The 14353-nt window shown below is 40.2% G+C and carries 12 protein-coding genes and 1 rRNA gene (1 of these 13 running past the window's edge); 7 read left to right on the plus strand and 6 right to left on the minus strand.

Annotated elements, in window-relative coordinates:
- Window positions 1-2861, plus strand: a 23S ribosomal RNA gene (locus CGC63_RS00665) (it extends 23 nt beyond the left edge of the window).
- A 168-nt stretch (window positions 2862-3029) separates the two neighbouring features.
- On the opposite strand, the gene CGC63_RS00670 is transcribed toward CGC63_RS00665, so the two are convergent.
- The 3 genes from CGC63_RS00670 to CGC63_RS00680 are packed head-to-tail and all read right to left on the minus strand — an operon-like array spanning window position 3030 to window position 4230.
- A complete protein-coding gene (locus CGC63_RS00670) occupies window positions 3030-3428 on the minus strand; it encodes a rhodanese-like domain-containing protein (protein ID WP_154965430.1) in 399 nt (132 codons plus the stop codon).
- Window positions 3429-3451: 23 nt separating this feature from the next.
- A complete protein-coding gene (locus CGC63_RS00675; protein WP_004224000.1) occupies window positions 3452-4030 on the minus strand; it encodes a 4Fe-4S binding protein in 579 nt (192 codons plus the stop codon).
- On the minus strand, window positions 4027-4230 hold the full coding sequence (locus CGC63_RS00680) for a DUF362 domain-containing protein (RefSeq protein ID WP_004223997.1): 204 nt from the start codon (window positions 4228-4230) through the stop codon (window positions 4027-4029). Before CGC63_RS00680 ends, CGC63_RS00675 begins: the two co-directional genes overlap by 4 nt.
- A gap of 255 nt (window positions 4231-4485) precedes the next feature.
- Here CGC63_RS00680 and CGC63_RS00685 point away from each other — a divergent pair, with 255 nt between their 5' ends.
- Window positions 4486-4935, plus strand: a complete 450-nt coding sequence (locus CGC63_RS00685) for an Hsp20/alpha crystallin family protein (protein ID WP_004223996.1) — start codon at window positions 4486-4488, stop codon at window positions 4933-4935.
- 74 nt (window positions 4936-5009) lie between these two features.
- Here CGC63_RS00685 and CGC63_RS00690 read toward each other — a convergent pair whose 3' ends face one another.
- A complete protein-coding gene (locus CGC63_RS00690; RefSeq protein ID WP_004223995.1) occupies window positions 5010-6335 on the minus strand; it encodes an MATE family efflux transporter in 1326 nt (441 codons plus the stop codon).
- A 143-nt stretch (window positions 6336-6478) separates the two neighbouring features.
- On the opposite strand from CGC63_RS00690, the gene CGC63_RS00695 reads away from it, so the two are divergent.
- The 4 genes from CGC63_RS00695 (at window position 6479) to ftsH (ending at window position 11167) form a co-directional block, all read left to right on the plus strand.
- On the plus strand, window positions 6479-7342 hold the full coding sequence (locus CGC63_RS00695) for an AraC family transcriptional regulator (protein ID WP_004223994.1): 864 nt from the start codon (window positions 6479-6481) through the stop codon (window positions 7340-7342).
- Between the two features lie 64 nt (window positions 7343-7406).
- Window positions 7407-8342 (plus strand): cysteine synthase A, encoded by a 936-nt coding sequence (gene cysK, locus CGC63_RS00700; protein WP_004223993.1) that lies wholly within the window; start codon window positions 7407-7409, stop codon window positions 8340-8342.
- Between the two features lie 72 nt (window positions 8343-8414).
- Complete coding sequence (locus tag CGC63_RS00705; RefSeq protein ID WP_009247569.1) at window positions 8415-9158, plus strand: sigma factor; 744 nt, start codon at window positions 8415-8417, stop codon at window positions 9156-9158.
- A gap of 113 nt (window positions 9159-9271) precedes the next feature.
- Entirely contained in the window at window positions 9272-11167 is a 1896-nt protein-coding gene (gene ftsH, locus CGC63_RS00710) for an ATP-dependent zinc metalloprotease FtsH (protein ID WP_004223990.1), read from the plus strand.
- 54 nt (window positions 11168-11221) lie between these two features.
- Here the strand turns inward: ftsH and CGC63_RS00715 are convergent, their stop codons facing one another.
- Together CGC63_RS00715 and CGC63_RS00720 are read right to left on the minus strand one after the other, a co-directional pair.
- Entirely contained in the window at window positions 11222-11881 is a 660-nt protein-coding gene (locus tag CGC63_RS00715) for an NUDIX hydrolase (protein ID WP_040351288.1), read from the minus strand.
- Window position 11882: 1 nt separating this feature from the next.
- Entirely contained in the window at window positions 11883-13295 is a 1413-nt protein-coding gene (locus tag CGC63_RS00720; RefSeq protein ID WP_004223983.1) for a hypothetical protein, read from the minus strand.
- Window positions 13296-13450: 155 nt separating this feature from the next.
- Between CGC63_RS00720 and CGC63_RS00725 the strand changes: the two genes are divergently transcribed.
- Complete coding sequence (locus CGC63_RS00725; RefSeq protein WP_004223980.1) at window positions 13451-14329, plus strand: aldose 1-epimerase family protein; 879 nt, start codon at window positions 13451-13453, stop codon at window positions 14327-14329.
- Window positions 14330-14353 lie beyond the last annotated feature (24 nt).

Consider the following 14353-nt stretch of genomic DNA (forward strand, 5'->3'; position numbering starts at 1 on the left):
GCGGATGCCTTGGCACTGAGAGCCGATGAAAGACGTGATAAGCTGCGATAAGCTTCGGGGAGGAGCAAATATCCTATGATCCGGAGATTTCTGAATGGGGAAACCCACATGAGAAGACCTCATGTATCCATACGCCAATCCATAACGTATGGAAGGGAACCCGGTGAACTGAAACATCTAAGTAGCCGGAGGAGAAGAAAGAAAACTCGATTTCCTAAGTAGCGGCGAGCGAACGGGAAAGAGCCCAAACCAGCGTGCGTGCATGCTGGGGTTCGGACTGCAGAAATGATTCGTCAAGGGTAATGGAACGGTTTTGGGAAAGCCGGCCAGAGAGGGTGAAAGCCCCGTACATGAAACCCAAGATGACATGGCAGGATCCAGAGTACCACGAGACACGAGAAACCTTGTGGGAATACGCGGGGACCACCCCGTAAGGCTAAATACTCCTCAGTGACCGATAGTGTATAGTACTGTGAAGGAAAGGTGAAAAGGACCCCGGGAGGGGAGTGAAAGAGAACCTGAAACCCTGTGTTTACAAGCTGTGGAACACCATTATTAGGTGAACCGCGTACTTTTTGTAGAACGGTCCGGCGAGTTGTGCATGCTGGCAAGGTTAAGCACTGAAGGTGTGGAGCCGTAGGGAAACCAAGTCTTAATAGGGCCAGAGTCAGTATGTGCAGACCCGAAACCGGGTGATCTATCCATGTCCAGGTTGAAGCTGCCGTAAAAGGCAATGGAGGACCGAACGCACATCCGTTGAAAAGGGTGGCGATGAGGTGTGGATAGGGGAGAAATTCCAATCGAACCCGGAGATAGCTGGTTCTCCTCGAAATAGCTTTAGGGCTAGCCTCGGTAGAGATTCGCGGAGGTAGAGCACTGAATTTCCTAGGGGGCGTCAAAGCCTACCGAAGAATATCAAACTCCGAATGCCGCAGAATTGCTTACCGGGAGTCAGACTATACGAGATAAGTTGGATAGTCGAAAGGGAAAGAGCCCAGACCTCCAGCTAAGGTCCCAAAGTGCGTGTTAAGTGGAAAAGGATGTGGGATTTCAAAGACAACCAGGATGTTGGCTCAGAAGCAGCCATACATTCAAAGAGTGCGTAATAGCTCACTGGTCGAGAGGTCCTGCGCCGAAAATGTCCGGGGCTAAAACACGACACCGAAGCTGAGGAATTCTAAGGAATTGGTAGAGGAGCATTGCATAAGGGAAGAAGCAGTACCGAAAGGAGCTGTGGACTTTATGGAAGAGAGAATGCCGGAATGAGTAGCGAGAGTAAGGTGAGAATCCTTACGGCCGAATATCTAAGGTTTCCAGGGTAAAGCTGATCTGCCCTGGGTAAGTCGGGACCTAAGGCGAGGTCGAAAGACGTAGTCGATGGACAACAGGTTGAAATTCCTGTACTGCGATATAACAGAACTGTGGGGACACGTGTGGAAAGCACATCCCGGGAATGGAATCCCGGGGCAAGCGAGGTAGGAGTCTGGTAGGCAAATCCGCCAGGCAATCTGAAGACGTGATGCGGACCGAAAAGAAGTAGGGAAGTGTGTGAGCCATGCGTCGAGAAAAGCCGCTATTGTTTATATCGTACCCGTACCGTAAACCGACACAGGTGGATGAGGAGAGAATCCTAAGGCCGACGGAAGAAGCATTGTTAAGGAACTCGGCAAAATGACCCCGTAACTTCGGGAGAAGGGGTGCCACAGAGATGTGGCCGCAGAGAATAGGCTCAAGCAACTGTTTAGCAAAAACACAGGTCTATGCAAAACCGAAAGGTGAGGTATATGGGCTGACGCCTGCCCGGTGCTGGAAGGTTAAGAGGAGAGGTTAGCGCAAGCGAAGCTTTGAATTTAAGCCCCAGTAAACGGCGGCCGTAACTATAACGGTCCTAAGGTAGCGAAATTCCTTGTCGGGTAAGTTCCGACCCGCACGAAAGGCGTAATGATTTGAGCGCTGTCTCAACAATGCATCCGGTGAAATTGAAATACCAGTGAAGATGCTGGTTACCTGCGCCAGGACGGAAAGACCCCATGGAGCTTTACTCCAGTTTGGTACTGGGACTCGGTATTGCATGTACAGGATAGGTGGGAGACGAAGAGGCATGGACGCCAGTCTATGCGGAGTCGCTGTTGGGATACCACCCTTGTGATATTGGGTTTCTAACCAGCCGCCGTAATCCGGCGGTGGGACAATGCCAGGCGGGGAGTTTGACTGGGGCGGTCGCCTCCGAAAGGGTATCGGAGGCGCCCAAAGGTTCCCTCAGAATGGTCGGAAACCATTCGCAGAGTGCAAAGGCAGAAGGGAGCTTGACTGCGACACCGACGGGTGGAGCAGGTACGAAAGTAGGGCTTAGTGATCCGGTGGTATTAAGTGGGAATGCCATCGCTCAACGGATAAAAGCTACCCTGGGGATAACAGGCTTATCACTCCCAAGAGTTCACATCGACGGAGTGGTTTGGCACCTCGATGTCGGCTCATCGCATCCTGGGGCTGTAGTAGGTCCCAAGGGTTGGGCTGTTCGCCCATTAAAGCGGTACGCGAGCTGGGTTCAGAACGTCGTGAGACAGTTCGGTCCCTATCCGGCGTGGGCGTAGGATATTTGAGAGGAGCTGCCCTTAGTACGAGAGGACCGGGGTGGACGGACCGCTGGTGTACCGGTTGTTCTGCCAAGAGCATGGCCGGGTAGCCAAGTCCGGAAGGGATAAACGCTGAAGGCATCTAAGCGTGAAGCCCCCCTCAAGATGAGATATCCCATTCGAAAGAAGTAAGACCCCTTGAAGACGACGAGGTAGATAGGACAGAGGTGGAAGTGCAGTAATGTATGGAGCTGACTGTTACTAATCGGTCGAGGGCTTGACCTGAGTGTAGAGATACACGAACGGCAGTTGGAAGGTTTCGTTTTATATATGTAGTTTTGAAGGTACAAGACAAAAACGGTTGGAGTAATCCAGCCGTTTTTATATTTCCAGAAAACACATAAAAAATGGAGATGTCTTTTATGCACAACTCCAAATATCAATTCTATTTTGTTATTTCTCGATTTCGCCTTTCCAATCAATAATTCCGCCAAATTCTACAATATTAGAATATCCCAGCTTACTGAGTTTTCCGGCAGCCTGTTTACTTCTGTTTCCACTGCGGCAGTAAACCAGAATGAGCTGCTCTTTATAGGGAAGCTCAGAAATCTCTTTTGTACTGATAGTTTCGTTTGGAATATTGATTGCATGAGGAATATGCCCTTCCTCATATTCTTCCGGAGTTCTTACATCTAAAATAATGTAGTCTTTTTCTTCTTTCATTATTTTTTCAGCTTCTTCCATATCAATTTGACGATAATCGCTGTTTTCTGTGCTTGAATTTTTAGAGCCACATCCTGCAAGAAGCAGTAATGTAGAAGCTAAAACAGGAACAATTTTTTTTATTTTCATTGTATTTTCTCCTAAATTAGATTTTATAAGGTTTTTTTGTTTTTCACTTTGCATATAAGCTGAGTCATGGTTCCCATGGGGCAATAGACGCACCAGCTTCGAGGTTTGAACAAGAGCATTGTAATAAAACCAAGAATAGTAGAAGTCAGCATAACACTATAAAAGCCGAAGGCAAACTGTGCGACTCCGGGATGAATAAGCGTACCATGGTATGCCCAGTGCCAAGGAACTTTGAAGGTCCATAAAAGTGTTACAACTTGTTTTAAATTCTGTGCGTTGGAAAATACCAGATAAGTATTCCAAAGCATTTGAAAAAACATGATGAAAAAGAAAATTAAAAATCCATATCGGAATGCTTTGCTTTTCATCCATTGGGGAATATCTTTTTTACGGGAGAGTCCGAAGCGTCCGCCTAAGAGTCCAAAGAGCTGTCCTCTTCCACAGTAGCGATTGCAATAGCCTTTTGTTCCGTTTGCAATAGAAATAATTAAAGGAATGAAGAAACAGAGCAGTCCGAGCCATGCAAAAAGAATATTGAAAAATCCCAATATTAAGTAGGTAAGAGATACAATCCAAAGATAGTCATACCAATGCTTCTTCATGATTTCACCTCCTGAATTTTAATTACGGAAGCGGGACATTCTTTTTCACATTTTCCACATCCTACGCATTTGGCAATATCTACTTTTGCCATTATTCCTTTCCAAATTTCAATAGCGTTTCTGGGACATACTTTTATACAGCAGCCGCAGGCAACACAATCATCGGTGTTGACAAAAGCCTTTCGCTTTTTTCTTTCCATAGCAACCTCCTGATAGAATAAATTTTATTTATTATACCAAGAAGAATAGAAGTGAGTCAGTGATTTTATCACAATTGTGAAAAATCTGTGAAATTGGTAGCCTAAGCTTGACAGTGCTGAATATAAGTGTTATATTACAAATAGAACAAAGGAGAAGGAAAAAGACCTAATCCATTGGTTCATGTAATCGACACTCTGGATTTTCCAAAGTGCTAAAATAAAATCTATTGTCTTATATGAAGGGAGATATGACTTATGATGATGCCTAGTATTTTTGGAGAAAACTTATTTGATGACTTTATGGATTTTCCGTTTGAGAGAGAGTTTTTCGGAAGAAAAAATCCTCTGTATGGAAAGAATGAAAAAAATATTATGAAAACAGATGTAAGAGAGACAGAAAATACCTATGAATTAGATATTGATTTGCCGGGATTTAAGAAAGATGAAGTAACAGCAAAACTGGAAAATGGATATTTGACAATCAATGCTGCAAAGGGTTTGGATAAAGACGAAACAGATAAACAGGGTAATTACATCCGTAGAGAGCGTTATGCAGGTGCAATGAGCAGAAGCTTTTATGTCGGTGAAAATATTCATCAGGAAGACATTCATGCAAAATTTGAGGATGGAATTTTGAAATTAACAGTACCAAAAGAAACACCAAAACAGGTAGAAGAAAATAAATATATAGCAATTGAAGGATAAGACAAAAGTCTTGTGAGAGTATAGAGAGGATTTCCGGCAGTGCGTAAATCAGGCATTGCCGGAAATCTTCTTTTTTAATTTAATCTTTTCATAGTCCTGTAATAGGAGCAGGTGAGGGGAATACAGGCGCCTATCCATGCCAGAGGATTAGAAGCACAAGCGCCAGCAAAGCCAAAAGCGCCGGTCAAAACAAGTGCTCCGATGGCACGCATAATCAGCTCCATAACACCGGCAACAGTCGGTATAAAACTTTTTCCTAACCCCTGAAGCGTAAAACGATAGATAAATAATAATGCCAGAGCAAAGTAAAAACATCCGCTGATTACCAGATAAGTATGAGACAATGAGAGAACTTCTGTTTCCTGAGAACCCACAAAAATGCTGGTAAGCTGGCTTCCGGCAACTACATTAATTGCGCCGGAAAGAATACTGAAGCTTCCGGACATTAAAATACACTGAAATACACCCTTTCGAATACGGGAAATTTTTCCCGCACCATAATTTTGAGCAGCGTAAGTTGCCATGGCTGTTCCGAACGAACCAAGGGGCATGGTAGCAATACTTTCGATTTTTTGAGAAGCGGTGTATGCAGCCACAGAAGCGGCGCCCAATCCGTTTAGGGCAAATTGCAGCATCAAAGAACCAATGGCAATAATGGACATTTGGAAAGCCATTGGAAGAGCAATGCTTAAATGGGAAGCAATTACCTCATAATGTATTTGAAAATCTGCTTTTTTTAACCGGAGGATAGGAACCTTCTTTATAATAAAGAAGATACATAAAATACCGGATAAAAGCTGCGAAAGTATAGTCGCAATACCGGCGCCTGCAACGCCCAGATGCAAATACAGGATAAATACCAAATCAAGTACGATATTTACACAGCAGGCAAAAATCAGAAAATACAAAGGAGTTTTGCTGTCCCCCAGCGCCCGAACTGCATTGGATAAAAGGTTAAATAAAATGGTTGCCGGAATACCTAAAAAAATAATTACTAAGTATGCGGTTGCGTCGTCAATAATTTCGGCAGGTGTCTGCAAAAGCTCTAATAAGGGGCGAGTCAGCAATACAGAGAAAACCGTTGTGATAATTGCCACAGCGCTGCTGATAAGAATACTGGCTGCAAAGCTTTTTCTTACGGCATCTTCATTATTTGCCCCAAATTTCTGGGAAGTAATAATAGAAAGTCCGGAGGTAAGGCCCTGAACGAACCCCAGAATTAAGAAGGTAATGCTTCCGGTACAACCTACGGCTGCCAGCGCATTTACGCCGATTGTTCGGCCTACAATTAAAGTATCTGCCATACTGTAAAATTGCTGGAAGATATTTCCGATAATAAGCGGAAGGGAAAAGAACAAAATCAACTTTGCCGGATTTCCTTCTGTAAGTGTTTTTGTCATGAGTAAATACTTCCTTTCTGTTAAAATTCATTATAGACATAAGTCCTATTATAAAAATTTTTTTGAAAAGTAGAATGTAATTTCTTGTGCAATGGATGTAATATATTGTATAGTTACAAAAAGACAAGAAGGGAAGGCAGGGTATGTGTAAAGAAATGTATGATATCACAGAGGGTGATTTAAATCCGGAATTTCTGTTTACCTGTGTTTCAACGAGGACAGAGGAAGAACAGAATTATCATGCCCATGATTTTATAGAATTTGCGGTTATTATGGGCGGAAAAGGGAAGTTTTATATTGACGGTAAAGATTATGAGGTAGAGGAGGGCGATTTTATTTTGCTCAATCCCGGAACATATCATAGGAGTAAGGCAGGATACTCAAAAGAAGGATTGAAGGAATGCTATATTGCATTTTCGGGAGTTTCTTTTAAAGGGTGTAAAAGCGGGTATTTCCCTTCATTTAAAGGGAACGGAAAAATTATAAAAATGGCAGATAGGATGAAAAAGAATATTTTTCAGATTTGTACAGTTATGAACAAAGAAGCCAGAGAATGCAGCGCTGGGCGTTACTTTATGTTGAAGGCATATTTAATTCAGATTTTGTGTCTGGTTGTCAGAGAACAAAAAGAGGAAAAGCAGGAAGGGGAAGGAAAAGGATATATTTTTCAATCCACAGGAAAGAAATATGTTGTGCAGCAGATTATGAAATATATGGAAGAAAATTACCGGGAAAAAATATCCTTGGAGCAAATTGCGGCAAATATGTATTTAAGCTCCTTTTATATCGCAAAAATTTTTAAAAGTGAAACGGGAGATACCCCTATCAATTATTTAATTCGGCTTCGCATGGAAAAAGCAAAAGAAATTTTAGAAATATCTCCCGAAGAACCGATAAAAGAGGTTGCGGCAGCTGTGGGATATTCGGATGCGTACCATTTTAGTAAGTTGTTTAAGAAGCATTACGGAATTTCTCCGTTATATTATAAGAAAGACAGTTTTTCTTGACAGGATTACGCAAGTATCCTATAATTCCTATTAAAATAGTCGGATATAAAAGGAGGATAAAATTATGGGTGAAAAAATATATAGAAACGTACAGGAACTTATCGGAAAAACACCATTGATGGAAGCTACAAATATAGAAAAAATGCTGGATTTAAAAGCCAGACTCCTTGTAAAATTGGAATACTTAAACCCGGCAGGAAGTGTAAAAGACCGAATTGCAAAAAATATGATTTTAACAGCAGAGCAGGAAGGAAAATTGAAACCGGGCGCAACGATTATTGAGCCGACTTCAGGAAATACAGGAATTGGCTTAGCTTCTATTGCAGCGTCGAAAGGATACAAGTTAATTTTGACTATGCCTGAGACTATGAGTGTGGAGCGAAGAAATATTCTGAAGGCCTACGGGGCAGAGATTGTTCTTACAGAAGGAGCGAAGGGTATGACCGGAGCGATTGAGAAAGCGAAGGAGCTTGCAGAGCGGATTTCAGGCAGCTTTCTTGCAGGACAGTTTGATAATCCGGCAAATCCGGCAGCACATATTGTATCTACCGGTCCGGAAATCTGGGAGGATACCGATGGAAATGTGGATGTTTTTGTTGCAGGGGTAGGAACAGGAGGAACAATTACAGGTGTCGGCGGATATTTGAAAGAAAAGAAGAAGTCTGTGAAGATTGTTGCAGTAGAGCCGTCAGACTCTCCTGTACTGTCAAAGGGTACAGCGGGACCTCATAAAATTCAGGGAATTGGCGCTGGATTTGTACCTACTGTTTTAAATACACAGATTTATGATGAAATTATGCCGATTACAGCAGAAAAGTCTTTTGAAACAGCAAAACTTTTTGCCCACAAAGAGGGAATTCTAGTGGGTATATCCTCCGGCGCAGCTTTGTATGCAGCTATTGAACAGGCAAAACGTGAGGAAAATAAAGGGAAAACGATTGTGGCATTGCTTCCGGACAGCGGAGACCGCTATTATTCTACACCATTATTTGAAAGCTGATGGAAAAGCTATGGTGTAAGTGTCTGCTTTGTGTTAAACTTCAAATATAAGAGAAAGACAGGAGAATGTAAAATGGATATTATTGAATTTCAAAATAAATTAAAGGAAGTACAGACACTTGCTTTAAACAATGGAAAAAAGGTAAAGGCAGCTTTAGTAGAAAAATTTTTCGAAGGAGATGACATTACTCAGGATAAATTACAGAAGGTCTATGATTTCTTGGAAATACAAGGTATTCATGTAGAAGGAGCAGAGAAATCACCGGAAGCTTCAATACAGGAAGAAGTAATGCAGGAGGCAGCAGCAGAAATTCCTCTTACTTCAGAAGAAAAAGAATTTTTAGAAGAGTATCTTTTGGGCTTTGAAACAGAGGAAGAATTATTAAAAGAGGAACTGCTTCGTGCATTTTTAGCAGGAAATCAGGAATGTACAGAAAAATTAATCCGTGCATATCAAGATGAGATTGTAAAAGCTGCAAAAAAATTAAACCGTGAAGATATATTTTTCGGAGATTTACTTCAGGAAGGAAATATGGGGCTTTTGACAGCTTTGGAACGTCTTTCTGAGCAGGAAAATCCGGATGAATGGATTGTCAGGGAAATTGAAAGTACCATGAAATTATTTATTGAGGAACAGGCTCAGCAGAAAAAAGAAGACAATATTCTGGTAGAAAAGGTCAGAGATTTGGAAAAGAAGGTAAAAGAGCTTACCGAAGATGAGGATGTGAAGTACAGCGTAGAGGAGTTGGCTGCATTTCTGGATATGGACCTTGAGGAAATGGAGTCTGTGCTTCGATTAACAGGAGATGACAAGTAGAGTTTTATTGTTTTTTAATAGAATTACTATCTTTTCTTCATTGCATAATAACAGGTGAAGCAGTATAGTCTATATAACAGGGTAAAGCCTGAAGCATTGGGAACAATGTAAAAATGGAGGATAGAGAAATGGATATTGAAGAAAAGAAGAAACCCCAGCCTCCTAAGAAACCGGTGTTATTTTATTATGGAATAATACTTTTGGTCTTAGTATTGCTGAATTTTTTTGTAGTCCCTTATGTGGCAGAAAGAAGCATTAAGGAAGCGGACTACAATGAGTTTTTAGATGATTTGGAAGCAGGCAAGATTTCAGAGGTTACTTTGGAGTCTGATGTTATCTATTATGTGGAAAAGGGAAAAGATAACAAGGAGCAGGTGTATAAAACAGGTCGAATTTCCGACTTGCAGGAAGTGGACAGATTGCATAAGGCAGATGTTGTCTTTTCAGAGGAAATTCCTACGAAAATGAACCCTCTTGTAAGTATTTTGCTTACATGGGTACTCCCGTTTGTACTTATGTGGTTTGTGGGAAGCTGGCTCATGCGTAAGATGATGAAGAACATGGGCGGCGGAGCTGGCGCAGGGGCAATGACTTTTGGAAAAAGTAATGCCAAGATTTATGTAAACTCATCTACGGGAATTAAATTTTCAGATGTAGCAGGTGAAGATGAAGCCAAAGAATTGCTGTCGGAAATCGTAGATTATCTGCATAATCCTGATAAATACAAGGAAATTGGCGCTTCTATGCCGAAAGGTGCGCTTTTGGTAGGACCTCCGGGTACAGGTAAGACGCTTTTGGCAAAGGCAGTTGCAGGAGAGGCAAGCGTGCCGTTTTTCTCTATTTCAGGTTCTGAATTTGTGGAAATGTTTGTAGGTATGGGTGCTGCAAAGGTCAGAGACTTATTTAAACAGGCGAACGAAAAAGCGCCTTGTATTGTGTTTATTGATGAAATTGATACGATTGGAAAGAAACGTGACGGAAGTGCAATGGGCGGCAATGATGAACGTGAGCAGACCTTAAATCAGCTTCTTACAGAGATGGACGGATTTGACGGTTCTAAGGGAGTTGTTATTCTGGCTGCTACAAACAGACCGGACTCTCTTGATGCAGCGCTTCTTCGTCCGGGACGTTTTGACAGACGTATTCCTGTGGAATTGCCGGACTTAAAAGGCCGTGAGGAAATCTTAAAGGTTCATGCCAGAAAGATTAAAATTGCAGATAATGTGAATTTTCATGAGATTGCAAAAGCAGCATCCGGTGCATCCGGCGCAGAGCTGGCAAATATTGTAAATGAAGCAGCGCTTAGAGCGGTTCGTGACAGAAGAAAATTTGCAACACAGGCAGATATGGAAGAAAGTATAGAAGTTGTGATTGCAGGTTATCAGAAGAAAAGCAGGGTTCTTTCTGAAAAGGAGAAACTTATTGTATCTTATCACGAAGTAGGACATGCCCTTGTAGCAGCGCTTCAGACAAATTCTGCACCTGTGCATAAAATTACAATTATTCCGAGAACCTCCGGTGCATTGGGCTATACCATGCAGGTAGATGAGGGAGAACATTTCCTTATGTCAAAAGAGGAATTGGAGAATAAAATTGCTACCTTTACAGGAGGAAGAGCAGCAGAGGAACTGATTTTCCACTCTGTAACAACAGGTGCATCTAACGATATTGAACAGGCAACAAAAATTGCAAGAGGCATGATTAGCCGTTTTGGTATGAGTGAAGAATTTGATATGGTTGCAATGGAGAGCATGTCTAATCAATATTTAGGCGGTGACAGTTCGCTTGCATGCTCTTTTGAGACACAGACCTTGATTGACAAAAAGGTTGTGGAGCTGGTAAAGAAACAGCATGATAAGGCGTATAAAATTTTGGAAGATAATATTGCTAAGCTTCATGAGCTGGCAAAATACCTGTATGAAAACGAAACCATTACAGGTGAGGAATTTATGCGAATTTTAAATACAAAGCCAAGGATTGGCATGAATGAAGAGGTAATAGCGGAATAAAAGAGATAAGGCAAGTGAGAGAGAGGTTCTTACTTGCCTTAATAATATAAAATTTTATCTGCAATGGAATTTATATAGACTATATGCTGAGAGTGTAAAGCTGTCTGTGATTTTTTTATTAGAGATCCATGTTTCAAGTTCCTTGGGAGTAAGGAATACAATGTCCTCAATTCCTTCGTAACCATACTCTTTTTGAATATCTTCTACTTCGCATACAAATACAGCTGTTTGAGTACTTAAAATACCGCTGTCAGCAATTATATTGCCTAAATATTGAGTTTTTGTAATATGTGCATGTAATTCTTCTTTTAATTCTTTTTCTGCGTTTTGTTGTGCTGATAATCCAACTTCTCCAAAACCTCTGGGAAAGCAATATTGGCTTTGTCTGATAGCATGTCGATATTGTTTTAACAAAACCAACTTCTTGTTTTGAATAGGAAGGGTAACCACAGCTCCTGAATTGACAGATGGCAGTAATCTTTCATAGGTATATAGTTTCTTATTTTTATCAGAGACAAGATCAACTATCAAAATGTGAAAATCACTCTTATATAGTACACCTATTTTTTTATTCGTTTTTTCAACAAAAGTGTTTATTGTGTTCTCATCAAAGATAATAGAAATTTGGTCAGACTGTAAAAATAATTCAGGTCTTTCTTTATAGAGTTTTAGATAATCTTGCCATTCTTTATTCTCGCTATATTTAGATTTCATATTACACCTTTCTTGCATGCTTTAAAGAATTCTTTTTGGGGAATGATACAATTCTGTATAAATCTTTTATGCCAATGCCAATGCTTTGGACACTTTCCAGTATATCAGGTAAGTGGAACCATTTTGAAATTAAGGAACCAATAATACCGAAGATAATTGTTGCAAATACAGTTGAACCGCATATTTGCATAATTTCATTAAGGATAAGACTGTTAAATAATCCGAGAAAATTTTCCTGAATTAATCCCATAAGATAATTTACACCGCAAAAAACAAATATATAGATAAAAGCAGTCTGTAATCGTGATAACATTTGATGTGCGAGACGCTTGTTCCATAATTTTTTTTCTTTGGCGCAGTCTGTTGCTCGTGGAGTTTGACTCAAGGAGAAGGATTTGGTTTTCTCATATTTTTCCAGCTTTTGGTCCTCGCTAATAATTCGTACGGCAGTATCCCAAGGGGGTAAAGGGATTTCGTGTATCTGTGTAGTATTGCTGTCACCTGTATGAAAAATATGGTTATTTTCTTGATATAATATCCAATAATTTTTCAAACGTTTCAAAAAATCGTTTTGAAATAATGTTATATTGCCAGCGTCATAGCGTTTTGAGACGTTGGAAATACTATCTTCAACGGTATAGTTATAACATAAATCTATAATAGCTTCAGCAAGACAGGCAGCCTCGGTGTTTTTCAATTTATTTATGTGAGAAATCCAGATGGTTCTATTTTGGATAAGAGCATTGCCATTTGGAGTGTTTCGTATAGCTGCTTCAATATTTTTAAGGATTTTTATAGCAGCAGGCATGGAAGAATATTGTTTTGTTATTCTGCTTTGAGCTATGACAGAATGAATAAGTTCTAAAAATTCAGTAAAACTTTTTTTCGATGAAGTTTTAGCAGGGTTTCCGGAAGAGCTGTCTAAACTCATAGTCAAAATCATTTCAACAAAACGTTTAATATATTCCAAACGCTTCTTTTCATCATCACCGAGAGTATTATCGCAGAGAGTCTGTAAACTTTCTACATCACTATATTGCAGAGCTTTTTGTATTTTAAAAAGAAGTTCTTTTTCTGTACAACGTACAGGAAGACCGGAAAATAAAAAAGCATTTTTGTCTGGGACATTACATTTTTCAATAGCGTTTTGAATGTATTTGGATGGAGTATTGATTTCTCCGTATCGGGAAACCTTCAATACACCTAAAGAGAACAGCTTTAATATTTCTGCATACGTATCCGGATTTTTAACAGCATATAAAAAAGCTTCAGAGTCAGTTAGTTGATTGTAAGAAAGAACTACGGTATTTCCTTTTTTTACAATTTCTTCAAATAAAGCTTGTTGGCCCAGTACAATTTCTTTTTTTGAGTTTCGCACAGAGTCTAATTCATATAGATATACAAGACGTTTCATGAACGATTATTCTCCATTTTCTTTTGTGATTTTAAAGGTATAGTAATTATATACCTCCTCTAAATATAAAACAATTGCGAAATGAAATGAATTGATTTAAAATAAAAGAACCTTAAAACGATTGTAATAAAAATAGATAGAAGGAGAAATGGCAAATGATTTACACAATTAAAAATGATAAAATAGAAGTCTCCGTAGAGGATTTAGGAGCTCAGATGCGCTCTATAAAGGATGCAGAAGGCAAAGAATATCTGTGGCAGGGAGATGAAAAATATTGGAATGGTTCTGCTCCGAATTTGTTTCCTTATATTGCACGTCTGACAGAGGGAAAATATACTTTGAGGGGTAAAACTTATGAGATGCCCAAGCATGGTTTTTTAAGAAATTCTGTATTGAAATTAAAAGAAAAGACACAGACTAAGATGGTATTTTCCTTAACAGACAGTGAGGAAACTTATAAGATGTATCCGTATCATTTTGAGATAAAAGTAAAGTATGAGCTGTTTGAAAACGAATTTAAAGTTTCTTATTGTGTATCTAATAAGGATAAAAAAGTGATGTGTTTTGGTGTTGGAGGGCATCCCGGTTTTCAAGTTCCAATAGAGCAGGACTTGTCTTTTGAAGATTACTTTATTGAATTTGCCCAAGGAACAGATATAAAACGTGTGGGAATGTCAGAGGATTGCTTTGTTACAGGAGATGAGGAAGCTTTTCCTTTAGAGGAAAACCAAAGATTATCTCTGCGTCATAATTTATTTGATAATGATGCGATTATCTTGAAAGATGCTCCGTCCAGAGTAGCGCTTACATCAGAAAAGGGCGGCGCCAGAATTGAGATGGAAACCAGCCATTTGGGATATTTGGGAATTTGGCATAAACCGGCCAGCGATGCTCCTTATGTCTGTATTGAGCCGTGGAGTTCCCTTCCGGCCAGAAAAGATGTTATAGAAGATTTAGAGAAACAGGATAATCTGGTGAGCTTGAAGCCGGATGGTTATTACACAGGATTTTTCAAAGTGAAAATTGTAAAATAAAAGAGTAGGGAGTTGCTGCGTTAG

This window comes from Blautia hansenii DSM 20583 (assembly GCF_002222595.2).
GTDB lineage: Bacteria > Bacillota > Clostridia > Lachnospirales > Lachnospiraceae > Blautia > Blautia hansenii.

What these genes read in the sequence shown, in the direction of transcription:
- cysK (WP_004223993.1), top strand. Translation starts at nt 7,407, where the DNA reads ATGGGTGAAAAAATATATAGAAACGTACAGGAACTTATCGGAAAAACA.
- CGC63_RS00685 (WP_004223996.1), top strand. Translation starts at nt 4,486, where the DNA reads ATGATGATGCCTAGTATTTTTGGAGAAAACTTATTTGATGACTTTATG.
- CGC63_RS00705 (WP_009247569.1), top strand. Translation starts at nt 8,415, where the DNA reads ATGGATATTATTGAATTTCAAAATAAATTAAAGGAAGTACAGACACTT.
- ftsH (WP_004223990.1), top strand. Translation starts at nt 9,272, where the DNA reads ATGGAGGATAGAGAAATGGATATTGAAGAAAAGAAGAAACCCCAGCCT.
- CGC63_RS00720 (WP_004223983.1), bottom strand. Translation starts at nt 13,295, where the DNA reads ATGAAACGTCTTGTATATCTATATGAATTAGACTCTGTGCGAAACTCA.
- CGC63_RS00715 (WP_040351288.1), bottom strand. Translation starts at nt 11,881, where the DNA reads ATGAAATCTAAATATAGCGAGAATAAAGAATGGCAAGATTATCTAAAA.
- CGC63_RS00670 (WP_154965430.1), bottom strand. Translation starts at nt 3,428, where the DNA reads ATGAAAATAAAAAAAATTGTTCCTGTTTTAGCTTCTACATTACTGCTT.
- CGC63_RS00690 (WP_004223995.1), bottom strand. Translation starts at nt 6,335, where the DNA reads ATGACAAAAACACTTACAGAAGGAAATCCGGCAAAGTTGATTTTGTTC.
- CGC63_RS00725 (WP_004223980.1), top strand. Translation starts at nt 13,451, where the DNA reads ATGATTTACACAATTAAAAATGATAAAATAGAAGTCTCCGTAGAGGAT.
- CGC63_RS00680 (WP_004223997.1), bottom strand. Translation starts at nt 4,230, where the DNA reads ATGGAAAGAAAAAAGCGAAAGGCTTTTGTCAACACCGATGATTGTGTT.
- CGC63_RS00695 (WP_004223994.1), top strand. Translation starts at nt 6,479, where the DNA reads ATGTGTAAAGAAATGTATGATATCACAGAGGGTGATTTAAATCCGGAA.
- CGC63_RS00675 (WP_004224000.1), bottom strand. Translation starts at nt 4,030, where the DNA reads ATGAAGAAGCATTGGTATGACTATCTTTGGATTGTATCTCTTACCTAC.